The organism is Enterobacter sp. 6722112 (assembly GCF_058661685.1).
This window is the reverse complement of sequence record NZ_JBZWGR010000007.1, coordinates 24,935-47,920: the sequence shown is the minus strand read 5'-3', so window position 1 is coordinate 47,920 and position 22,986 is coordinate 24,935. Positions and strand designations below refer to the sequence as shown.

Below are 22,986 nucleotides of genomic sequence, written 5' to 3'. Positions count from 1 at the left end.
CTGTCTGTTATCACCCAAACAGGAACGAACTATTGCTGTGAATAAGTGCAAAAAGACCCGCTATTTCCTTAAGTTAAATTCCATCCCGGCCTGTTGTAATATGTGACGACCATCAATATTTATAGAAGAGGAAATTATTTTCGCCCAGGTTTTCCATCGTGCGGCCCAAAAAACTGAGGCGGATGGTCGACCCAGCGGTCTTCGCGCGTCGCGGCATACACCGGATTGAGCGGATAGTAGATGCGGTTATGTTTTTTATTGGCCTCACCCACCACCAGTAAGCGCACCTCTTCATCGGTATTGTTGATAAAGGTATGACACACGCCCGTCCCGGCTGGAAATCCCACGCTGTCTCCGGGTTCGAGCTTCCATAAATAGCCATTGATCCAGGCCTCAGGGTAACCCTCCAGAACGTAAACAAACTCCTCTTCGTCGCTTTCCGCATGCGGATAAGACGTACGGCGTCCGGGTGGCAGCCGTTCATGGTGAATACCAATGCGGCCGAGACCCAGCCTGCGGGCCAGCGGCGCGCCAACAGAAAAACGTTCGTTGCTGTCAGGATACGTTGCGTCATCAGCGCCTTCCACGTCCCGCCAGTGCCGAATACAGTCAGGTCTTTTCATTTTGCGATCTCCTGATTTGCGATGCGTCAGGTATAGCACAGCCTGGCGGATCTCGGTGTTTTTAGCAGAACATGATAAAGTGAATGTTTTCACCCCTTACCATATCCGAGGTGCCCGATGGACAAGTCCACAAAAGAGCTGTTAGCGCAAGCTGAAAAGCTGTGCGCGCAACGCAATGTGCGCCTGACCCCGCAGCGCCTTGAGGTACTGCGTCTGATGAGCCTGCAACAGGGTGCCATCAGCGCCTACGATCTGCTCGATCTGCTGCGTGAAAGCGAGCCGCAGGCAAAACCGCCGACCGTTTATCGGGCGCTGGATTTCCTGCTGGAGCAAGGGTTTGTGCATAAAGTGGAATCAACAAACAGCTATGTGCTGTGCCATCTTTTTGACCAGCCAACTCACACGTCCGCCATGTTTATCTGCGATCGCTGTGGTGTGGTGAAGGAAGAGTGTGCGGAAGGTGTGGAAGATATTATGCATACGCTGGCAGCCAGAATGGGCTTTGCGCTGCGCCATAACGTGATTGAAGCCCACGGCTTATGTTCTGCCTGCGTGGAGGTGGAGTCATGCCGCCATCAGGATGCCTGTCAGCACGATCACTCTATCCTGGTGAAGAAAAAGCCGCGTTAAAGCCAAAGAAAAAGGCGGCTCAGGGCCGCCCTTGGGGATAGTGCCGGTTACCAGCGGTAGTCGTTACGGGTTTCCCAGTCTTTGACTTCGTTTTCCGCCTGATCTTTTTCGTAACCGTAGCGCTCCTGGATTTTACCTACCAGCTGATCGCGCTTACCTTCAATGACGGTCATATCGTCATCTGTCAGCTTACCCCACTGTTCTTTCGCTTTACCTTTGAATTGCTTCCAGTTGCCGCCGATTTCGTCTTTATTCATAATCGTGTCCTCGTGTTAAGCGTCTATGAGTATCGTCCGCTTCGTTCTTTTCTGCTGGACGTGATTATTATTGTAGTTAAGGATTCGGCAGTTGTTTTTATATTCGGAATCTTTAACCGTTACGATATATCGTGCGGGGCTGGAAACCAGGTATTGTTTCGCCAGTGACGATGCCAGATAACGGCCAGCGAAAGGCCACGCAGTGAGAGAAACACCGCCAGCGCCAGCCACAGACCATGATTGCCGAGATACGGCAGGGTTAGCAGCGTCAGGCCGAACCCCGCCGCCGCGACGGCCATGCTGTTGCGCATCTCCGCCCCTCGCGTCGCACCAATAAACATGCCGTCCAGCAAATAGCACCACACGCCCACCACCGGTAATACTACCTGCCAGAGGATGTAGCGATCGGCCAGCTCACGTAGCGCGGGCAACGAGGTGAGTAGCGCGACAATATGCCCACCAAAACAGGCGTACACCAGAGCAAAGACCAGCGCTACCAGGCCCGCCTGACGACAGGCAGCACGCCAGACTTCACGTAACTGGCCGCTTTCACGCGCGCCATAGGCCTGCCCTGAATGCGCCTCCACGGCGTAAGCAAAACCATCCAGCGCGTAAGCGGTAAAGGTCAGTAATGTCATGAGCACTGCGTTGACGGCAACGATCTCAGGCCCAAGACGCGCACCAAAAACGGTTAATGCACCAAAGCAGAGTTGCAGCAGAAGCGAACGGAGCATGATGTCGCGATTAAGCGCCAGCAGCTTTCGAATGTTGCCGCGCCAGGCCGATTTCAGCAGATCCAGGGTGATACCGCGCATCGCCAGCACGCGCCAGACCATCCCCAAACCGATCAGCAGCGTACCGTACTCGGCAATCGCCGTGGCCAGCGCCGCGCCCCGGACGTTCATGTGCAGCCCCATCACCAGCCAGAGATCGAGCACAATGTTAAGCAGGTTGCCCACCACCAGCAGGATCACCGGCGCGCGGGCGTACTGCACGCCCAGCAGCCAGCCCAGCAGGACCAGGTTTGCCAGTGAAGCGGGCGCGCTGAGCCAGCGAATTTCGAGGAACCGCCGGGCCTGTTCCAGTACGGCATCGCTGCCGCCTACAATATGGAGCGCAAGATCAATCAGCGGCGTACGCAACAGAACGATTAACGCGCCGGCACCGAATGCCAGAATGAGCGGCTGAACCAGCGCACGCGCCAGACGCAGGGGATCTTTTGCACCATACGCCTGGGCCGTCAGGCCTGTCGTACTCATGCGCAGAAAAAGCAGCAGCATAAAGAGGAAGCTGGTCGCCGTTGCGCCGATCGCGACGCCGCCAAGATAAATCGGCGAATCGAGATGCCCGATAACCGCCGTATCCACCAGCCCCAGCAGAGGAACGGTAATATTGGAAAAAATCATCGGTAGCGCAAGACGCCACAACGCCTTATCGGCAGAAGTTAGCAATGCCATGGAAATTACCGGAATCAGAAAACAGGCCAGGCTGTAGAGGAACTACAGCCTGTCAGGAAGAGATTACAGCCATTCACCGTTGCGGATAACGCCGACCGCCAGCCCTTCAATAGAGAAGCTCTGCTCGCGGAGATCCACCACAATCGGGGAGAATTCATTGTTTTCAGGCAGAAGCTGCACGGTATTGCCTTGTTTTTTCAGGCGCTTAACCGTCACTTCATCATCAATGCGCGCCACCACGACTTGCCCGTTACGCACATCCTGCGTTTTGTGTACCGCCAGCAGATCGCCATCCAGAATACCGATATCTTTCATGGACATTCCGCTAACGCGCAGCAGGAAATCGGCGCTCGGCTTGAACATGCCTGGGTCAACCTGATAGTGCCCTTCGATGTGCTGCTGCGCCAGCAGAGGTTCACCTGCGGCAACGCGGCCCACCAGTGGAATACCGCTCTCTTCTTCCACAAGCAGACGAATGCCGCGTGAGGCGCCGGAAACAATCTCAATCACGCCCTTACGCGCCAGCGCTTTAAGGTGCTCTTCGGCAGCATTAGGAGAACGGAAGCCCAGACGCTGCGCAATTTCTGCACGCGTGGGTGGCATACCCGTCTGGCCGATATGATCCCGAATGAGATCAAACACCTCTTGCTGCCTGGTCGTTAACGCTTTCATACCGCCCCCTGGGTGTATATACAGTTATGCTGTGAGTATATACAGTCAAAGGCGATTTTGGAACCAAAAACTGCACAAAAAACCAGGGACTTAATTATTCCTCGAGGCTCATCGGAAATGCGACCAAAGCAGCGTGACCCAGGTGATCGCCGCAGTGATAATCGCCAGCAGTACGGCAGCGGAACCCATGTCTTTCGCCCGGCCAGACAGTTCATGGAATTCCGACCCGATTCGGTCAACAACGGCCTCAATAGCGCTATTCAGAATTTCCACTATCATCACCAGAAGGACAGATCCGATGAGCAGTACGCGGGTGATAGCATCAACATCAAGGAAGCAGGCGATGACAACGGCAACGATTGCGGCAACCGCTTCCTGGCGGAAAGCGGCTTCATTAACCCATGCCGCGCGGAAACCTTTCCATGAATAACCGGCAGCTTTAATGATTCGAGTTAACCCAGTGGTATTATTGGCCATTAAAAGAACCTTTTATGATAAATAGCGTCTGTAACTAAAGCCGCAGCGCGTTTTGCTGCAACCTGAAGTATGACGGGTAACAACAGAAATTTTGCGCGCTTTCTGTTATCCTTGCGCCGCAATTGCATTATTAACCAGAGGCTTTACATCGTTTATGTCCGGCTGGCCACGAATTTACTACAAATTACTTAATTTACCATTAAGCGTCCTGGTAAAAAGTAAGTCTATCCCAGCAGAACCTGCGCTGGAATTAGGGCTCGATACGTCGCGCCCTATTATGTACGTTTTGCCTTATAACTCGAAGGCAGACCTGCTGACGCTTCGCGCTCAATGTCTGGCGCACGATTTACCTGACCCGCTTGAACCGCTGGAAGTCGACGGTACGCTGCTGCCGCGCTACGTGTTCATCCATGGCGGGCCGCGCGTGTTCACCTATTACACGCCGAAAGAAGAGTCCATTAAGCTGTTCCATGATTACCTCGATCTGCACCGCAGCAACCCCGATCTGGATGTGCAGATGGTGCCGGTGTCGGTGATGTTTGGCCGTCGTCCGGGGCGCGAAAAAGGGGAAGAGAACCCGCCGCTGCGTATGCTCAACGGCATTCAGAAGTTCTTCGCCGTCTCCTGGCTGGGACGCGACAGCTTTGTCCGCTTCTCACCTTCCGTTTCACTGCGCCGCATGGCGGATGAACACGGCACTGACAAAATCATTGCGCAAAAGCTGGCGCGCGTTGCGCGTATGCACTTTGCACGTCAGCGTCTGGCGGCCGTTGGACCACGTCTCCCGGCACGTCAGGATCTGTTCAACAAGCTGCTGGCTTCCAAAGCGATTGCCCGTGCCGTAGAAGACGAAGCGCGCAGCAAGAAAATTTCGCACGAGAAAGCGCAGCAGAACGCGATAGCGCTGATGGAAGAGATCGCCGCGAATTTCTCCTACGAGATGATTCGCCTCTCTGACCGTATCCTTGGCTTCACGTGGAACCGCCTCTATCAGGGGATTAACGTCCACAACGCCGAGCGCGTACGTCAGTTAGCGCACGACGGCCACGAGATTGTCTATGTGCCCTGCCACCGCAGCCACATGGACTACCTGTTGCTCTCTTACGTGCTCTATCACCAGGGTCTGGTGCCGCCGCATATTGCTGCCGGTATCAACCTGAACTTCTGGCCAGCAGGCCCGATTTTCCGCCGTCTGGGTGCGTTCTTTATTCGTCGTACCTTTAAGGGTAACAAGCTTTACTCCACCGTCTTCAGGGAGTATCTGGGCGAGCTGTTCAGCCGCGGTTATTCCGTGGAGTACTTTGTTGAAGGCGGGCGCTCGCGTACCGGTCGTCTGCTCGATCCGAAGACCGGCACGCTGTCGATGACCATTCAGGCCATGCTGCGTGGCGGTACGCGTCCTATCACGCTGGTGCCTATTTACATCGGTTATGAACACGTGATGGAAGTGGGCACCTACGCGAAAGAGCTGCGCGGTGCAACCAAAGAGAAAGAGAGTCTGCCGCAGATGCTGCGTGGGCTGAGTAAACTGCGCAACCTCGGCCAGGGCTACGTGAACTTTGGCGAGCCCCTGCCGCTGATGACATATCTGAACCATCATGTTCCGGAGTGGCGCGAGTCTATCGATCCTATCGAAGCGGTACGTCCGGCCTGGCTGACGCCAACGGTCAACGGCATTGCATCCGAGCTGATGGTACGCATCAACAATGCTGGTGCGGCAAACGCCATGAACCTGTGTTGTACTGCGCTTCTGGCCTCCCGCCAGCGTTCACTGACCCGCGAACAGCTGACCGAGCAGATTGACTGCTACCTGGATATCATGCGCAACGTGCCGTATTCCGTTGATTCGACCGTGCCGTCTGCCACCGCCAGCGAGCTGATCGATCACGCGTTGCAGATGAACAAGTTCGAAGTCGAGAAAGATACGATTGGTGACATCATCATTCTGCCGCGCGAGCAGGCCGTGCTGATGACCTACTACCGCAATAACATCACGCACATGCTGATGCTGCCGTCGCTGATGGCGGCCATTATTACCCAGCACCGCCGGATTTCGCGTCAGGAGCTGCTGCGCCATATTCAGGCCATCTACCCAATGCTGAAAGCGGAGCTGTTCCTGCGCTGGAGTAAGGATGAACTGGCGGCAGAGCTCGATAAAATGACGGCAGAGATGCATCGTCAGGGGCTGATTACCATCAGTGATGATGAACTGCATATCAATCCGTCACGTTCCCGTACCTTGCAGCTTCTGGCTTCCGGTGCGCGTGAGACGTTGCAGCGCTACGCCATTACCTTCTGGTTGCTGAGTGCAAATCCGTCCATCAACCGCGGTACGCTGGAAAAAGAGAGCCGGACGCTGGCCCAGCGCCTTTCCGTTCTGCATGGCATTAACGCCCCGGAATTCTTCGACAAAGCGGTATTCAGCTCCCTGGTGCTGACGCTGCGCGACGAAGGGTACATTAGCGATACGGGCGATGCCGAGCCGGAAGAGACGATGAAGGTTTACCAGATGCTGGCAGAGCTGATTACCGCGGATGTGCGTTTGACGATTGAGAGTTCGACGCAGGGCGAGTGATGCTAAAGCCGGGTGGCGCTAACGCTTACCCGGCCTATATGTTCCGCTAAATCGTAGGCCGGGTAAGGCGAAGCCGCCACCCGGCTTTTTTATCACCAGTAACTCATCGCCAGGCCCAGAAACAGCAGCAGCCCGACGTAGTTATTATTCAGAAACGCTTTAAAGCAGGCTTCACGCTCGCGCTTCGCGATCAGCTTCTGCTGATACGCAAACAGCAGCCCCGCCACCAGTACGGACCAGTAAAACTCCCAGTTCAGCCCGTTCAGGCGACCAATCGCCACCATCAGCGCCAGCACCGCCACCTGCAATATGCCGATGATAAGTTTGTCGTGACGACCAAACAGGATCGCCGTCGATTTGATGCCAATCTTGAGATCGTCATCGCGATCGACCATCGCGTATTGGGTATCGTACGCAACGGCCCAGAGAATATTCGCCAGGAACATCAGCCAGCAGCTGAGCGGAACGGACTCGCTGACCGCGGCAAACGCCATGGGAATCGACCAGCCAAATGCCGCACCCAATACCACCTGCGGCAGATGGGTGTATCGCTTCATGAACGGGTAAACCCAGGCCAGCGCCAGAGCAGCAACGGACAGCAGAATGGTCATGGTGTTAAGGGTTAACACCAGCATAAAAGAGAGAAGCACCAGCACCACAAACAGAATGCGCGCCTCTTTCCCGGTCACCTGACCGCTCGGCAGAGGACGATTCGCGGTGCGCTTAACATGTCCATCAAATTTCCGGTCAGCATAGTCGTTAACCACACAGCCCGCAGCGCGCATCAGCCAGACGCCCGCCACAAACACCGCCAGGATCCACAGCGGCGGCACGCCCGGCGTGGCAACCCACAGCGCCCATAAGGTCGGCCACAGCAGCAGCAGCGCGCCAATGGGTTTATCAGTACGCATCAGGCGGTGATAGGCCAGCAGCTTATTCTGCGTCAGACTCCACTCCATTTTTTCTCCCTCTTAGTACAACGGCGATGCAGGCAAAAAGAGTTCCGTCAGTATTAACGGCTTGCCACTCAAACGAAGGCGGGAACGGCGCCCCCACAAATCGGCATCGCAACCAATTTCAATAAAATCACGGGTCAGTTCAGACGAGGTGAACAGATAGCGCCCCAGGGGCGTTTTGCCGAGGCGTTGCAATGCCAGCTCCGGCCCGGAAAGTGTAGACTCAGGAACCACCGTCCGCCCGGCAAGCCACGGCTCGCCATCTGCACACAGTAAAATTTCACGCAGCCAGTAGCGTTCTTCTTGCGGCAGCAGCGGCAGCTCGCTGGCAATCTCCGCAGGCGAGACAAACCCTTCATGAATCATCGTCACCGTGACCGTTTTACCCTGTTGCTCAAAACGTTTTGTCATGGAATCTTCCAGCAGCAGCCAGTCCAGTTGCTCCGGGTCAAGCGCGGGTATTTGGTCGAAATAGCGTAGCGCACGCAGCTGCGTTAGCGCGGGGTGTGACATGCCAGACTCTCCGATACATAACGTAAAGGCATTGTATCGCAGATTGGCAAAATGAGGACGGACAAACCAAATTTAGCGATCACTATCGCAACAATGGTGCAACAGCGCGGGAGAAATGTTCGTGGCAGCAATAGCAGAACTTGATTTTGGTTAAGTATCGCGCGGATAAATTGTGAGCTAATGCAGCTCTTGAGAAGGAATATCAGTAACTTAATACATGGATGACAACAAAAATAGCCCCCCTAATCGGTCTTATCATCGTCCCATCTGGGATGACGATGGCACGTTTCATTATAAAGTTTTTTCTCAGCCAAAAGACAAAAACCACATCTCGGTTTGTCTCAAGCCCCCTACAAAAGTGATCCCGGTGATTTTTATTCCTGGGGTGATGGGGTCAAACTTAAAGAGTGGAGATAAAAAAGTCTGGCAGTTCAGCTTGTCATCGCTTAAAAAATGGCCACTTGCTGGCCCCCAAAAAAGAAAGCAACTGCTTGATCCGACGACCACCGTCGTCGATGACTCTGGGGAAATTTTAAACGACGGTGCGGATGGGAAAAAATTCCCGTCCCGTCAAGCCCGCGGATGGGGAAGTGCGTTTTACATGAGCTACGGTGAGGCGCTTGACCGGCTGCAATACCTGCTCAGCGACGACGAGATCCTGATGGATAATTACTTTCGGGAGACACAGTTGCAAACGGCACGTCAGCGTTTTATCGGCGTCAGAATCGGTAACGAGCCTCAGGAGCAGGTGCTGAGCGAAGAAGAAGTGGCTCACGGGCACAAGTTCTTATTCCCGCTGCACGTTTTTGGTTACAACTGGCTGCAATCGAATGCGGACTCTGCGGCGTTGCTGGGCGAATATATCCGTAAGGTGCTGAGTGCGTATCACGGACGCCTGGCAGTCAACAAGGTCGTCCTGATCACCCATTCGATGGGCGGACTGGTCGCCCGCCATTACTCGGAAAATATGGGCGGACAAGACTCAATCCTGGGTATCGTACACGGCGTCATGCCGGATCTCGGCTCACCGGCAGCTTATCGCCGCATGAAGATCGGTGAGCGTGGCATTACTGGAATGATTATCGGGGAAAGTGCTGAAAAGCTGATGCCGGTGCTGGCACAGTCTCCCGGTCCGTTACAGCTTCTGCCGGGTATGGCTTATGGTCCGAGATGGCTGAAAATCAACAGTAAAGAGACTCAACTTTCCCTCCCGGTGGCCGATCCGTATGAGGAAATTTATCTCAACAAAACAGCGTGGTGGCGGCTATGTGAGCAGGATTTGCTGCTGGATGATACTAGGGTCGAATGGAATAAATATGAGAAAACAATAAGTAATATCGTTAAAAAATTTATTGAGAAGTTAAACGGCAAATACCACCCCCAGACCTGGCTATTTTACGGAGCCAGCAAAAGCAACCCGTCTGATGGGTTCCTGGCATGGGAAGAGCGGATCCCCCAGGGCGTTAAGGAAGCACAGAGGTGCAGGGAAAATGCAGCTAACCCTTTTGAACTGTCTCCGTTAAGAACTCATCAACTAATTTCATCCGCAAGCCCTGGTGATGGGACCGTGCCGACCACCTCCGTCCGCACCTCCTCTTCCCGTATACAGGGTGTACTGGCGACAGATGTCGATCATGAAGGAGCTTATGCTGTCGATCCTGTCGATCTCTCCCGCTCGGTATACAGCGATCTCTCCGACGCACTGGTGTTCACGGTTCGCTCGGTGGTGAAGATTGTGCAGCAGGTTCCCGCCCCATGAAAAAAGACACATCCCCCCTGATTGTTACGCTGACGCTCCTGCTGCTGGCGGCAGGATATTACATCCATAACTATGTGACATTTGTGCATGCGCCCCCGGCGTTAACGGACAAGGAAAAACGTATGGTTAATACTCTTTTTGCCACCACCAAATCCCAGTGCGTGGGGCGCTATGTGTTTGAGGTTCCGGCCTCATTCGAAAACACCCTGACTGACCGGGCACAGATTAATGAGATCCGCATCAGCAGCAAGCGACTCTACCGCCCGGCATTTGAGCAGCGTATCCGGTTGCGGGAACAGAAACTGAAAAACAGCGCTACCGTGGACCCTGTTGATCAGCCATTTCTTAAGCAGATATACAAGCTGAGTGATAATGCGGTCATTTTTGACCGTAATGAAAATGAGAGTGTGGCGGGATTTGGGCGCATTCTGGAAGGTCATCTCTACGTTGACGGAGTAGCGTTTATCCTCATGCAGGGGATTACCGATTATTCTGATCCGCGCTTCGCTAAAGAGCGAGCGTTTTATCTGCGCAAGGAAGCGGGAAGACCTGACTGGATGGCGAATGATAAACCCCAGAAACTGGCGGAATTACAGGACCTCATGTCCCGACTGAGCGGACGGCATAATGAGGATATTCCTTCCGTGCCCGGCACCTGTATTCCGCAAGGGTTTATCCGCGACGGAAACGGCAAGCCTAAGGAAGATATTACCTTTGTTTACCCCTATAGTTCGGTGTGTTCTTTTTCAGTCTGGAGCAATAACGCCCTTAAGGAAAGCACAACCATGCTGGAGCGCAGCGGGGAAATTCAGTCTTATATCAATAGCATAGACGGAAGTACGCTGCGAAAAGGAGAAGCACGCATTGCCGGTTTTAATGCCAGTGAATGGCTAATCACCGCCCCGCCAGATAAATCATCCGAAAATCCGTCAAAACAACTAATGTTTACCGCCGTAGCCAATGAAACCAACGCTGATTTTGCACACCCCAGCCTTGATCTGACATTAAGCAATGAAATCTTACCTGAAGGAAGTGATGTCCCATCCCCACCGGCCTACAGCGATGCTGAACTGGTGGAAATCTGGGATCGCATCATTCTTTCTTTCCGCGTCAGGGATAATGCGTTCTGAACAGATTGCCCCTGAGTAGTGGCAAAAAAAGTGCGCCCGTGAAGGCGCACTAAACGACTAACAAAATCAGCACTGTGGGGAGACGGTTACCCCTTGCCTTTTACACTGCTGATAAAGGTGGAACGGGCAGTGGTTGAACCTAAACGCTCGGCTTCATCAAGCAGTTTCAGCGCTTTATCGACATCGCCGTTTTTAACCGCCTGCTTGATGGCGTTGTTAAAGTAAGTTTCAGTATCGTTAAGCACGGGCTCGGCTTTTTTCGCCGGGGCCGGGGCTGCGGCCGGTGCTGCGGCTGGCGCGGCGTACACAGGCGCGGCAGTATTACCCACCGTTACCGGACCCGGGCCAGATGAGCCAAACAGCGGGCCTACGAGTACGCTGGAGGCACTGTTGGTGGAGACTTTCAGCTTGATCAGACCATCGGTGGTATGACGGGCAAGCGGGTCCGGAATATCCGGGACAGAGTTCCCCGTGCCTTTCGCATAGGCTTTTGCCGGGTCAACAAGCTTCGTTGTCTGTTGCAGATCTTTTTCAGTCGTGAACACCAGGACATAAATCTTCTGCTGACCCAGGGCTGGCGTCAGGCGCATAACGCCTTCCAGCCGATCGGCACTCATGACGCCAGGCTCCTGATAGCTGAAATAGTCACTTGGGAAGAACGCGGATGGCGTCATGTTCTGATCGAGGATCAGCACGTTAGGCGCGAAGACGCTGGTCTGTTTATTGACTTCACTGGTCAACGTCAGGGTCAGCTCGCCGATATTCGCCGGCACGCTGAAAGCCGCGACCGGACCGCTGATACCCGGCACGTTCAGTGACTGGCCCCCCGCTGAAAGCTGGGTAGTTTGTGTTTTCGATTGATCAACTGGCGTCCACACCAGTTGCTGTAGTGCCGCAGCCGGAATAGCTGGCGCAGCGCTGGTATTTTGAGGAACAAAATTCACATCTGCAAAGGTGACCGCAGGCGCACAGGCCAACAGCCCCGCAGAGAGGCACAGCGCGACGAGACTTTTCTTCATTTTCATTGTTATTACCTCTGATAGCGTGAGCACTGCGGTGGCCAGGCAATAGCGCGCAGCACCCTAAGGAGAGAGGGGCTTGCGCCCCTCTTTTCAGGTCATTACGTCAGGCTTGACGAATTACCACCAGATTTCCATCTGGGCGCCGAAGGTCCACTCATCGTTGTCGCCACGGCTGAAGGTTTTCGCGGAGGTGTCGCTATACGCTACGCCAGAGGTGTAGCCCGTATCGCCGTTGTTCGCGTAGCCCCATTTCTCATCCCACTTCGCGTAGGTTGCGAAGACGCGGATAGCCGGACGGGACCAGATGCTGTCGCCTGCCTGCCATTGCTGTGCCAGGGTGATTTTGTACTGGCTGTTTTTGTCGTCAGTTTTCTGAGATTTGACGTTGTCGTAGCCCACTTCCAGCAAGGTGCTCATGATCGGCGTCCATTTGAACATTGGACGAACACCCACGGTCCACCACTCGGTACCGTTGTTGTTGTCACGATCGATGTTCTGGTACATACCGACGTACATCAGGTCCCAACGGTCTGCCAGGGTGATTGCACCGTGATCCAGCACGCGCCACATAGAGCCGTCGTTATCGATGCTGCCGCCCTGTGGAATACCTTTACCGTTAGAGGTCATGGAATCCGTACCGTATTGCAGTACGAACTTGTTGAAGCCTTTCATCATGCTCTGGGTGTGTTCAGCGGTGAACAGCCAGCCATCTTTAGAGGCGCCAGGTTGCAGGTAGTAGTCGTCAGGAATGTTGGTATGACCGTAGTCAACGCCCAGCTCCAGCGTACCGCCCGGGTTGGTTTCCAGACCGGCTAAACGCACATCGAAGACATCGTTTGGTACCACGTTGTCATAAATACGGTCGCCGTTCGCATCACGATCGGCGAAGGTTGCAGAACCGCCGGACTCAGAAGAACGGGTCGCTGCCAGAGAGAGTTTACCAAAGCCCAGATCGATGTTTTCAATACCGGCACCAGGACCAGAGATATCCCAGTAGTAGAAGTCGATCATGTGTACGTCATGACGCTGATAGAAGCGTTTACCGGCCCAGATGGTAGAGCCTGGCAGCCATTCAATCAGGTTTTTACCCTGCACGTTAGCTTCACGGAAGGCCGGGCTGGTGGATTCCCAGTCATTCTGTTGAGAAACGGAGTACGCTACGTTGGTGTCGAAATAGAAGCTCTTGTCGCCTTCTTTCCACACTTCCTGGCCCAGTTTCAGTTCGGCGTAGGTTTCACATTCGTTACCGAGACGGTATTTACTTTGTGCGCCTGTTGCCTGGAAACATTGTTGTTCACCGCCACTTCCGGTCCAGCCAATGCCGGAACGAGCATAACCTTTAAAGTCTACGGCGCCCGCCTGGGCAGACAGGATGCCTGCCGCAATGGCGACAGCCAGAGGGACTTTGCGCAGAGTAATCATTATTCTATCTCCTGAGATCATTGCTTTTCTTTGTAATTGGAATGCTTAAACGCCTGGCTCTTTGTGCAACCGACGACATGCAGTGCCATCCTCACGGAACAGATGGCAACGCTCTGGCGGCAAACCGATAGCGAATGTGGCACCCTCTTCTACCAACACCACGTCATTCTGGCGGTAGACCAGGTTCTGACGGATGGCGGGGATCTGGATATGAATCTGTGTTTCGTGACCAAGCTGTTCGACGACCTGAACTTCACCTTCCAGCGTCACATCAGCGATGTGGCTCGGCAGTAAATGCTCAGGGCGGATACCGAGGGACATATTGGCCCCCACCTGTACGTTAGCGCTGTCGACCGGCAGCCAGACTTGCTGACGGTTTGGCAGCTCCACCTGTACCTGTTCGATTGCCGTCGCGGTCACTTTTACGGGCAGGAAGTTCATCTTTGGCGAGCCAATGAAGCCCGCAACAAAGCGGTCTGCCGGGTAGTGATACAGCTCCAGCGGTTTGCCCACCTGCGCCACGCGACCGGCGTCCAGCACCACGATTTTGTCGGCCAGCGTCATCGCTTCGACCTGATCGTGGGTGACGTAAATCATCGTGCGTCCAAGGCGTTTGTGCAGACGGGAGATTTCGATACGCATCTGGACGCGCAGGGCGGCATCCAGGTTAGAGAGAGGTTCATCGAGCAGGAACACGCGCGGCTCGGCCACCAGCGTACGGCCGATCGCCACACGCTGACGCTGACCACCGGAGAGCGCCTTCGGTTTACGCTCCAGCAGATGTGCCAGCTGGAGCACTTCCGCCACCTGGGTGACGCGCTGGTTAATGGTCTCTTTTTTCGCGCCGGCCAGCTTCAGGCCAAAGGACATGTTCTCGGCAACGGAAAGATGCGGATAAAGGGCATAAGACTGGAACACCATGCCCACGCCGCGTTCGGCTGGCGGGATGTCGTTCATTCGGGTATCACCAATAAATAAATCGCCACTGGTGATGGTTTCAAGACCGGCAATCATACGCAGCAGAGTCGATTTACCACAGCCTGATGGACCCACGAACACCACAAACTCACCTTCGTGGATGTCCAGATTGATGTCTTTTGACACCACTACGTCGCCCCAGGCTTTCGTTACATTACGCAGCTGTACGCTCGCCATGCCCTTCTCCCTTCGTTACAACCTGTCACCGACAGAAACATTCAAGATAAGTTCACTATGCGTGTTCCACTACTTTCGTGAATCCTCCACCCCCCGGCTTTTTTATGGGGGAGGAGGCGGGAGGATGAGAGAGCAGGCTCTGCGACCGCAGCGGAGGGGCTGAGGCGAAAATCGTGAAGCGGCCTGCAAAATTCAGTGGGTTTTTATGTGCGCCAGCACTCATAACTTAAATTTATGTTACAGGGATCACACAAACAGGGGGTGGGGCGTAGGGACTGGGAGGATGGAAAGAGGATGTCAAATAAGGAGACTGAGTCACGTTGAACCACCTTATGTATCCACGAGCACATCACCAATAAAGGATGGCAGATATGAAGATCAAGACTGGCGCACGCGTTTTCGCATTGTCCGCCCTCGCAGCAATGATGATTTCCGCACCGGCTCTCGCCAAAATTGAAGAAGGTAAGCTGGTTATCTGGATTAACGGCGACAAGGGCTATAACGGTCTGGCCGAAGTGGGCAAAAAATTCGAGAAAGACACCGGTATCAAAGTCACCGTAGAACACCCGGACAAACTGGAAGAGAAGTTCCCGCAGGTTGCGGCAACTGGCGATGGTCCGGACATTATCTTCTGGGCGCATGACCGTTTCGGGGGCTACGCGCAGTCTGGCCTGCTGGCAGAAGTTACGCCAGACAAAGCCTTCCAGGACAAACTGTTCCCGTTCACCTGGGACGCCGTTCGCTATAACGGCAAGCTGATCGCTTACCCAATCGCGGTTGAAGCGCTGTCTCTGATTTACAACAAAGACCTGGTGCCAAACCCGCCGAAGACCTGGGAAGAGATCCCTGCTCTGGATAAAGAGCTGAAGGCGAAAGGTAAATCCGCCCTGATGTTCAACCTGCAAGAGCCGTACTTCACCTGGCCGCTGATTGCTGCCGACGGCGGTTACGCGTTCAAGTTTGAAAACGGCAAATATGACGTGAAAGACGTGGGCGTGGACAACGCAGGCGCGAAAGCGGGTCTGACCTTCCTGGTTGACCTCATCAAGAACAAACACATGAATGCGGATACCGACTACTCCATCGCGGAAGCGGCGTTCAACAAAGGCGAAACCGCGATGACCATCAATGGTCCGTGGGCCTGGACCAACATCGACAAGAGCAAAATCAACTACGGCGTGACCCTGCTGCCAACCTTCAACGGCAAGCCGTCTAAACCGTTCGTGGGCGTGCTGAGCGCAGGCATCAACGCCGCCAGCCCGAACAAAGAGCTGGCGAAAGAGTTCCTCGAAAACTACCTGCTGACCGATCAGGGTCTGGATGAAGTGAACAAGGACAAGCCGCTGGGCGCCGTTGCGCTGAAATCCTTCCAGGATCAGCTGGCGAAAGATCCGCGTATTGCGGCCACCATGGATAACGCCCAGAAAGGCGAAATCATGCCGAACATCCCACAGATGGCTGCGTTCTGGTACGCCACCCGTACCGCGGTCATCAACGCTGCAAGCGGTCGCCAGACTGTCGATGCCGCACTGAAAGATGCTCAGGGCCGTATTACTAAGTAAGTCTGAAAAACGGCGGGTGGCGCGTGCGCTTACCCGCCCTACGACTACGGCACGATCCGTAGGTCAGGTAAGCGCAGCGCCACCTGACGATAAGTTTCCACCGTTGTAGAGGAAGAACCCCATGGATGTCATTAAAAAGAAACACTGGTGGCAAAGCGACGCACTGAAGTGGTCAGTGATAGGTCTGCTGTGTCTGCTGGTGGGTTACCTTGTTGTTTTAATGTACGTGCAAGGGGAATACCTGTTTGCCATCATGACGCTGATTTTAAGCTCGGTTGGCCTGTATATTTTCGCCAACCGTAAAGCGTACGCCTGGCGCTATGTCTACCCGGGCGTTGCCGGGATGGGGCTGTTTGTCCTCTTTCCGCTGATCTGCACCATCGCGATTGCCTTTACCAACTACAGCAGCACCAACCAGCTCGCGCAGGAGCGTGCCACCCAGGTGCTTCTGGATCGTTCTTACCAGGCGGGTAAAACCTTTAACTTCGGCCTGTATCCCACGGGTGACGAGTGGAAGTTAGCGCTCACTGACGGTGAGAGCGGCAAAACCTATCTTTCCGACGCGTTCAAATTTGGCGGCGAGCAGAAGCTGGCCTTAAAAGAGGCTGCGGCCCTGCCGGAAGGTGAACGTGCGAACCTGCGTATCATTACCCAGAATCGTCAGGCGCTGACCCAGCTCACCGCCGTGCTGCCAGACGAAAGCAAAGTGACCATGAGCTCGCTGCGCCAGTTCTCCGGCACGCAGCCGCTTTATACTCTGGCGGATGACGGCACGCTGACCAACAACCAGAGCGGCGTGAAGTACCGTCCGAACAACGATATCGGTTTCTATCAGTCGGTGAATGCCGACGGCAGCTGGGGCGACGACAAACTCAGCCCGGGCTATACCGTCACCATCGGCTGGGACAACTTCACCCGCGTATTTACCGACGAAGGCATCCAGAAACCGTTCTTCGCCATCTTCGTCTGGACGGTGGTCTTCTCGGTGCTAACCGTGATCCTGACCGTGGCCGTGGGCATGGTGCTGGCCTGCCTCGTGCAGTGGGAGTCCCTGAAAGGCAAAGCGATTTACCGCGTGCTGCTGATTCTGCCCTACGCCGTGCCGTCGTTTATCTCGATTCTGATTTTCAAAGGGCTGTTTAACCAGAGCTTCGGTGAAATCAACATGATGCTGAGCGCGCTGTTCGGTATCAAACCGGCCTGGTTCAGCGACCCAACCACCGCTCGCTCGATGATTATCATCGTGAACACCTGGCTCGGTTATCCGTACATGATGATCCTGTGCATGGGGCTGCTGAAGGCTATCCCGGACGATCTGTACGAAGCCTCGGCGATGGACGGCGCGGGTCCGTTCCAGAACTTCTTCAAAATTACCCTGCCGCTGCTCATTAAGCCGCTGACGCCGCTGATGATCGCCAGCTTCGCCTTTAACTTTAACAACTTTGTGCTGATTCAGCTGTTGACCAACGGTGGCCCGGACCGTCTCGGCACCACCACGCCGGCAGGCTATACCGACCTGCTCGTGAGCTACACCTACCGCATCGCCTTCGAGGGCGGCGGCGGTCAGGACTTCGGCCTGGCGGCGGCGATTGCCACCCTGATCTTCCTGCTGGTGGGCGCCCTGGCGATTGTGAACCTGAAAGCCACACGTATGAAATTTGACTAAGGAGGGCACTGAACATGGCAATGGTACAACCCAAATCTCAGAAACTGCGCCTCCTCGCGACGCACTTAGGCCTGCTGATTTTCATCGCGGCGATCATGTTCCCGCTGCTGATGGTTATCGCCATCTCCCTGCGTTCGGGGAACTTCGCCACCGGGAGCCTGATCCCGGACGAAATCTCCTGGGAGCACTGGAAGCTCGCGCTGGGCTTCAGCGTGGAACATGCGGATGGCCGCGTCACGCCGCCGCCGTTCCCGGTGCTGCTGTGGCTATGGAACTCGGTGAAGGTGGCGACCATCACTGCGATCGGCATCGTGACGCTCTCCACCACCTGCGCTTACGCCTTCGCCCGTATGCGTTTCCCGGGCAAAGCGACGCTGCTGAAAGGGATGCTGATTTTCCAGATGTTCCCGGCCGTGCTGTCGCTGGTGGCGTTGTATGCCCTGTTTGACCGTCTTGGGCAGTATGTGCCGTTCATCGGCCTGAACACTCACGGCGGCGTGATCTTCGCCTATCTTGGCGGCATCGCCCTTCATGTGTGGACCATCAAAGGCTATTTCGAAACCATCGACGGCTCGCTGGAAGAAGCGGCGGCGCTGGATGGGGCGACACCGTGGCAGGCGTTCCGTCTGGTGCTGCTGCCGCTGTCGGTGCCGATTCTGGCGGTGGTGTTTATCCTGTCGTTTATCGCCGCCATCACCGAAGTCCCGGTCGCCTCACTGCTACTGCGCGATGTGAACAGCTACACCCTTGCCGTCGGTATGCAGCAGTACCTCAACCCGCAAAACTACCTGTGGGGCGACTTTGCCGCGGCGGCCGTCCTCTCTGCCATCCCGATTACCGTGGTGTTCCTGCTGGCCCAGCGCTGGCTGGTCAACGGCCTGACGGCGGGCGGTGTGAAAGGTTAAGTTTCATTTGTTATGCCACTGCAACCCTCAACTTTAGACGTATTGTATTGAACCAACTTGTGACTGTTATTCGGCGGCCTCCGAGCCGCCATTTTTTTTATTCGCGTTTCAGCCGCTTCGAGTTGCACAGCCAGAGGGTGATCACCAGCAGCAGGATCGCCGCCGAGTAGATCAGCACGTCGAGCGGGGATTTATGATCGACGATGATCAGCCGCACAATGGCGGTGATGCCAATGTAGACAAAATAGCGCAGCGGGAAGTGAAAGCCGGACTGAAAGTACTTCACAATCAGGGCGATAAATTCAAAGTAGAGAAAGTAGACCACCAGGCCTTCCACCAGCGCGTATTTGCTGGTTTGCTCAGGGGCGAACAGCACATCCGCCAGATGCACCGTCTCTTTACCCAGAAAAACGACCAGGATCAGGCCAAGGCTCAGCAGACCGAGGTTCAGCACGGTCTGGAGTATCGTTGAGATAAACTCAACGCGCGGACGAGTCAGGGATGTCATACAGCACCTCATTCTCCAGGGCGAGGTTCCTGTATAACGCAAAAATGTGACGGGGATCTATATTTTTTGTTTATGTTTTGTCCAGATGAACATTCTTGCCGGGCGGCACTGCGTTTGCCCGGCCTACAAAAACACTCTCGTAGGCCCGGTAAGCGCAGCGCCACCGGGCAAATAAGCATCAGCGGAAGTTAATGTTCTTATCGCTGGTCATATCATACAGCTGGAATTTACGTCCAAGCTGCTGACCGCCGTCGCGCGTCAGCGGCGTCCAGCCCACTGCCGCACGGCTGCGGGTTGGGCCTGATGAGAACAGATCCAGCGGAATCGACACGTACACCCCTTTGGTGAAGTCCCCTTCCCCGTACTCGTCTGGCGAAACGTTGGTGATGGTGGCATAGCCGCCCACCACCACGCCGCTGTCGAAGTGTTTGGAGATATCCAGCGTGCCGCCCTTATCACCCGCCAGATACTGGCCGACGCTGGCTTTCACCAGCACGTCCTGCGCGAACGACGGCGTCCAGTAGGCGGTCAGGTGGCCGGTTTTGACGCTGTAGTCGGTGAACTTCATCATGTCCTGCGCGCTGCGCCAGTCACGCTGTTTCACGTAGTTGGCATCAACCCCAAACGCCCAGTTGCTGTCGACAGGACGATAAAGCACTTCTGCCCCGGCGCCGCCGAACATGGTTTCCAGATAGCCACCGTAAACCTGGCCGTAGAAGCCGTTGCCGAAGTACTGGAAGTAGTTGGCCTGGAGGTTATTCACGTAGATATCGTTCTGCACATATTCGCGAACGCGGGTACGCACGCGCGGCAGTTTTGAATCGTTCGGCGGGTTGGTGTAGTTAAATTTGTCGTAGTTGTTAGCAATGTTGCCGAACAGACTACCGGTGGTCAACAGGTGGTCGGTCACCCACAGATCCGCCGTCGCCATCGCCCCCAGCTGATACATGTAGAAGTTTTCCGGCCCACCCACGGACTGGTTCAGCACCGGATCGATATGGAAATCGAAGCGGGATTTATCGATATACCAGCCCTGCTCGGTGCTCTCTGGCACCACCGGCTCAACGCGTTTTTGTACCAGCTCGGTTTCATGTCCCAGCGGTTCGCCTTCAAGGTGACGCTTAAGGCTGGCAACATCGGTTTCGGTTGTGACCTGCGGCAGGTTGAGGCGGTTCTCCGTCACGCGGATCGTGCGGATCCCCTCCGGCAGATCGTTCATGACGATCCGGTTGGCGCGCTCGATCCCTTCGCGGGAGTCGCGGTATTTTACCTGCTCGCCGGTGACGTACAGCGTATCGCCTTTGGTCTGGATCTTTGGATCCGCCAGGCCCGCGTTATATTTCAGCAGCGTCAGCTGGTTCGCTACCACGGAGTGCTGAATGATCGCATCCTGCGGCTCCGGCTGATATTTTGGCCGCGGGTTGTCATTGTAGTGCGGCCGCATGTCGTTAAAGTTAGTGCGCAGGGTAAAGCCAAACATCAGGGTATTACCGCGCTCATAGCTGAGGTTAACGTCGGCCCAGTCGGTGACGCGGTAAATGGCGCCGACGTTAAACTTGCTCTTTTGCTCAATTTTCCCGGCGAAGTCCTGCGAGTAGTCGTTTCCTTCGTACTCCAGCTTCAGGCGTAACGGCTGCCACGGTGTTTGATACTCCACGCCACCAAACAGCGAGGCCGGGCCGTGGAACATCTGGTCCCCGTTGATGGAGCCCGCTTTCTGGTAGCTGTTATCGCGGTAGCAGTATTTATCGCTGTAGGTACAGAACGGATTTTTGACGTTGCCGCTGGTGCCGAGATAGCCCCATCCCAGACCGAGTGAGAAATCAAACGGTCCCCAGGCTTTGCTGGCCACGATGTATTCCGCGTCAAACAGGCCGGTCCCGCCGATATCCTTCGCACCAACGGAGACCTGCGGCATCCAGTAGCTCTCTTCCCACAGGCGCAGCTTCACGTCGAAAGCTTTGTCTTTATAAGTCTGGTCGCCGGAGAAGGCATCCACGCTGCTGTACTGTTTTGTACGCACGTCGGTGTAGCGCAGCGTGGTCTCCAGCCAGGGGAACAGCTGCACGGACGCAGAGTAGTAACGGTACTGATCGTTATCGCGATAGTTAAGGCTGATTTCCCCCTCGCGGGCCATACGCGCGGTTGGGGTTTGCAGTAAGCCCACGCCGCCAAAATCGGACTGCGACGGGCCGATGGGTGCCGGATACGTTTCTGCATGACAGGCGGCACTCACGCACAGTGCAAGCATGCTGTAGAGATAGGTTTTTTTCATTATTCCGGTATCCGCTGTATCAGGGAGCGAAGGATATCGGCATTAAGCCCGTCATACGCTTTCGTCCAGAAATGGTCGGCAAAACCGACAAAAATGATGCTGCCTGGCATAGGTTCGATATGGCGTTTATTCCAGTAAGCCACCGGCGCTTTCTGCGTATGCCCGTCCGGATAGACCACCCAGGCATAGCTGTTATCCGCTCCGCTGAGCAGACTTTGATCGTCGAGATAGCTCGCCACGTCCCGGCCCGGCGTAAACGGCTTTTTGCCAGGGCTGCTGAGAAGCCCCATCACGGTGACGGTGGAAGGTTGAGCCGGAAGCCACAGGGTATAGTCCCCTTCCAGCGACGGATTGCCGTTTTCCGCAACGCGCACCTCATCCGGATCCAGATTCACCTTCTGGCGCCCCGTCACCTTAACCGCCTGAAGCTGTTGACGCAGGCTAGTAATGGCCGCGGCATCGTCGGTATCTTCCTGTTGTGCCAGCCCGCTCAGTCGGGCGAGCAGCGCCTGATGTTTTTGTTCCGCTACAAGCGTCGCCTGACGCTCGCTGATCACCGCCCCGGTCCACCAGCTTTTCGCCAGCCTCGGCTGCCCCACCAGATCGAGCAGATGCCCGGCATTGGTTAAGGTTTTAGGTTTTTCGCTGTCCGGGGTGTAGACCTGTACCGTTCCCGCAGACCACGCCAGCGGCGAGGTCAGGCTGGCGAGAAGCGCAATGTGGATGAACATTTTCATGATTTCGCCGCCTTGATCAGGGTGGCCTTCACCGGGAAGAAACCGGCACCGAGATACTGTAAGGACTGGCGGATTTGCCCCTCTTCGTCCACCCAGAAGCGGTTATGCCAGGTGGCCTGATCGGTTGTCACTTCTTCATCCAGCACGCGCACCTGCGTTTCGTCGCTGCCCACTTTGACACTGTCCGTACCGTCCCAGCGGAAGGTGGAGCGGGCCGTGGCGTAGCGCACCTGTTTATGCTCGGTCCAGCCCATCGTGCGCGTCCAGCTTGCGCCATCGACGATCTGATTCGGCTTGATGAGCGGATCTTCAGCCAGGTTGTTTACCTCAAGCAGGTTGTCGCCGCCGAGCAACGTTTTCACGATGCGGGAATGCTGCGTCACGATGGTGGCCTGATCCTGCGTCACCCATTTCTGCTGCCCGTTTTCATCGAAAGCGAGCACCACAAACAGTTGCGGACCATCGTTTAGCTGCATGTACTGGCTGGCATACGGCATGTTCTGAAGTTCGTCATCGGTCAGATGCACGCCCGGCGTGCCGAACATGCTGTCCCACAGTGAGTGGCCCAGCCCTTTGGTGGTAGCTGAGCACGCCTGCAACAGCAGGCAAATCAGGATGATTGCAGGTCGCTTCACGACTCTTCTCCGAAGGGGCGAAATAACCACACCGAAGTGTGGTTATGATT

General features: G+C 55.3%; 21 protein-coding genes. 7 read left to right on the top strand and 14 right to left on the bottom strand.

Features of this window, described 5'->3' with window-relative positions; translation table 11 throughout:
• Positions 1-134 precede the first annotated feature (134 nt).
• Positions 135-623 carry a cupin domain-containing protein gene (locus tag AC4OVU_RS01625; RefSeq protein ID WP_017382621.1) on the bottom strand — a complete coding sequence of 163 codons (489 nt, stop codon included), beginning with the start codon at positions 621-623 and terminating at the stop codon, positions 135-137.
• Positions 624-740: 117 nt separating this feature from the next.
• Here AC4OVU_RS01625 and zur point away from each other — a divergent pair, with 117 nt between their 5' ends.
• Positions 741-1,253: a zinc uptake transcriptional repressor Zur gene (gene zur / locus AC4OVU_RS01620; protein WP_006810484.1), complete on the top strand. Its 513-nt coding sequence runs from the start codon at positions 741-743 to the stop codon at positions 1,251-1,253.
• A 47-nt stretch (positions 1,254-1,300) separates the two neighbouring features.
• Here the strand turns inward: zur and AC4OVU_RS01615 are convergent, their stop codons facing one another.
• The 4 genes from AC4OVU_RS01615 to AC4OVU_RS01600 form a co-directional block, all read right to left on the bottom strand.
• Positions 1,301-1,510 carry a CsbD family protein gene (locus tag AC4OVU_RS01615; RefSeq protein ID WP_003860314.1) on the bottom strand — a complete coding sequence of 70 codons (210 nt, stop codon included), beginning with the start codon at positions 1,508-1,510 and terminating at the stop codon, positions 1,301-1,303.
• A gap of 119 nt (positions 1,511-1,629) precedes the next feature.
• Positions 1,630-2,967: an MATE family efflux transporter DinF gene (gene dinF, locus AC4OVU_RS01610; protein ID WP_023302925.1), complete on the bottom strand. Its 1,338-nt coding sequence runs from the start codon at positions 2,965-2,967 to the stop codon at positions 1,630-1,632.
• 63 nt (positions 2,968-3,030) lie between these two features.
• The gene (gene lexA / locus AC4OVU_RS01605) at positions 3,031-3,639 is read right to left on the bottom strand and encodes a transcriptional repressor LexA (RefSeq protein WP_003860318.1); all 609 of its coding nucleotides are present in this window, start codon (positions 3,637-3,639) and stop codon (positions 3,031-3,033) included.
• A 108-nt stretch (positions 3,640-3,747) separates the two neighbouring features.
• Positions 3,748-4,116, bottom strand: coding sequence for a diacylglycerol kinase (locus AC4OVU_RS01600; protein WP_017382619.1), 369 nt, complete (start codon positions 4,114-4,116; stop codon positions 3,748-3,750).
• Positions 4,117-4,270: 154 nt separating this feature from the next.
• Here AC4OVU_RS01600 and plsB point away from each other — a divergent pair, with 154 nt between their 5' ends.
• A complete protein-coding gene (plsB, locus tag AC4OVU_RS01595; RefSeq protein WP_003860322.1) occupies positions 4,271-6,691 on the top strand; it encodes a glycerol-3-phosphate 1-O-acyltransferase PlsB in 2,421 nt (806 codons plus the stop codon).
• 92 nt (positions 6,692-6,783) lie between these two features.
• Here plsB and ubiA read toward each other — a convergent pair whose 3' ends face one another.
• Positions 6,784-7,650 (bottom strand): 4-hydroxybenzoate octaprenyltransferase, encoded by an 867-nt coding sequence (gene ubiA / locus AC4OVU_RS01590; RefSeq protein ID WP_110292443.1) that lies wholly within the window; start codon positions 7,648-7,650, stop codon positions 6,784-6,786.
• A 12-nt stretch (positions 7,651-7,662) separates the two neighbouring features.
• On the bottom strand, positions 7,663-8,160 hold the full coding sequence (gene ubiC, locus AC4OVU_RS01585) for a chorismate lyase (protein ID WP_063151715.1): 498 nt from the start codon (positions 8,158-8,160) through the stop codon (positions 7,663-7,665).
• A 217-nt stretch (positions 8,161-8,377) separates the two neighbouring features.
• On the opposite strand from ubiC, the gene AC4OVU_RS01580 reads away from it, so the two are divergent.
• On the top strand, positions 8,378-9,919 hold the full coding sequence (locus AC4OVU_RS01580) for a lipase family alpha/beta hydrolase (RefSeq protein ID WP_110292442.1): 1,542 nt from the start codon (positions 8,378-8,380) through the stop codon (positions 9,917-9,919).
• Positions 9,916-11,049 carry a T6SS immunity protein Tli4 family protein gene (locus AC4OVU_RS01575; RefSeq protein ID WP_110292441.1) on the top strand — a complete coding sequence of 378 codons (1,134 nt, stop codon included), beginning with the start codon at positions 9,916-9,918 and terminating at the stop codon, positions 11,047-11,049. The genes AC4OVU_RS01580 and AC4OVU_RS01575 overlap by 4 nt, the downstream gene beginning before the upstream one ends.
• Positions 11,050-11,135: 86 nt before the next feature.
• Here the strand turns inward: AC4OVU_RS01575 and malM are convergent, their stop codons facing one another.
• The 3 genes from malM to malK form a co-directional block, all read right to left on the bottom strand.
• Complete coding sequence (gene malM / locus AC4OVU_RS01570) at positions 11,136-12,074, bottom strand: maltose operon protein MalM (RefSeq protein ID WP_015570172.1); 939 nt, start codon at positions 12,072-12,074, stop codon at positions 11,136-11,138.
• A gap of 114 nt (positions 12,075-12,188) precedes the next feature.
• A complete protein-coding gene (locus AC4OVU_RS01565; RefSeq protein WP_026094413.1) occupies positions 12,189-13,496 on the bottom strand; it encodes a maltoporin in 1,308 nt (435 codons plus the stop codon).
• 42 nt (positions 13,497-13,538) lie between these two features.
• Positions 13,539-14,648 (bottom strand): maltose/maltodextrin ABC transporter ATP-binding protein MalK, encoded by a 1,110-nt coding sequence (malK, locus tag AC4OVU_RS01560; RefSeq protein WP_003860329.1) that lies wholly within the window; start codon positions 14,646-14,648, stop codon positions 13,539-13,541.
• 371 nt (positions 14,649-15,019) lie between these two features.
• Here malK and malE point away from each other — a divergent pair, with 371 nt between their 5' ends.
• The 3 genes from malE to malG all read left to right on the top strand — a co-directional run bounded on the left by malE (position 15,020) and on the right by malG (position 18,781).
• Complete coding sequence (gene malE, locus AC4OVU_RS01555) at positions 15,020-16,210, top strand: maltose/maltodextrin ABC transporter substrate-binding protein MalE (protein WP_017382618.1); 1,191 nt, start codon at positions 15,020-15,022, stop codon at positions 16,208-16,210.
• A gap of 121 nt (positions 16,211-16,331) precedes the next feature.
• Entirely contained in the window at positions 16,332-17,876 is a 1,545-nt protein-coding gene (malF, locus tag AC4OVU_RS01550; RefSeq protein WP_017694723.1) for a maltose ABC transporter permease MalF, read from the top strand.
• A gap of 14 nt (positions 17,877-17,890) precedes the next feature.
• Positions 17,891-18,781 carry a maltose ABC transporter permease MalG gene (gene malG / locus AC4OVU_RS01545; RefSeq protein ID WP_003860332.1) on the top strand — a complete coding sequence of 297 codons (891 nt, stop codon included), beginning with the start codon at positions 17,891-17,893 and terminating at the stop codon, positions 18,779-18,781.
• Between the two features lie 97 nt (positions 18,782-18,878).
• On the opposite strand, the gene psiE is transcribed toward malG, so the two are convergent.
• The 4 genes from psiE to AC4OVU_RS01525 all read right to left on the bottom strand — a co-directional run bounded on the left by psiE (position 18,879) and on the right by AC4OVU_RS01525 (position 22,936).
• The gene (gene psiE, locus AC4OVU_RS01540; RefSeq protein WP_000202963.1) at positions 18,879-19,289 is read right to left on the bottom strand and encodes a phosphate-starvation-inducible protein PsiE; all 411 of its coding nucleotides are present in this window, start codon (positions 19,287-19,289) and stop codon (positions 18,879-18,881) included.
• A 178-nt stretch (positions 19,290-19,467) separates the two neighbouring features.
• On the bottom strand, positions 19,468-21,564 hold the full coding sequence (locus AC4OVU_RS01535) for a YjbH domain-containing protein (RefSeq protein WP_017382616.1): 2,097 nt from the start codon (positions 21,562-21,564) through the stop codon (positions 19,468-19,470).
• Positions 21,564-22,301 (bottom strand): capsule biosynthesis GfcC family protein, encoded by a 738-nt coding sequence (locus AC4OVU_RS01530; protein WP_110292439.1) that lies wholly within the window; start codon positions 22,299-22,301, stop codon positions 21,564-21,566. The genes AC4OVU_RS01535 and AC4OVU_RS01530 overlap by 1 nt, the downstream gene beginning before the upstream one ends.
• A complete protein-coding gene (locus AC4OVU_RS01525) occupies positions 22,298-22,936 on the bottom strand; it encodes a YjbF family lipoprotein (protein WP_017382614.1) in 639 nt (212 codons plus the stop codon). The genes AC4OVU_RS01530 and AC4OVU_RS01525 overlap by 4 nt, the downstream gene beginning before the upstream one ends.
• Between the last annotated feature and the right edge of the window lie 50 nt (positions 22,937-22,986).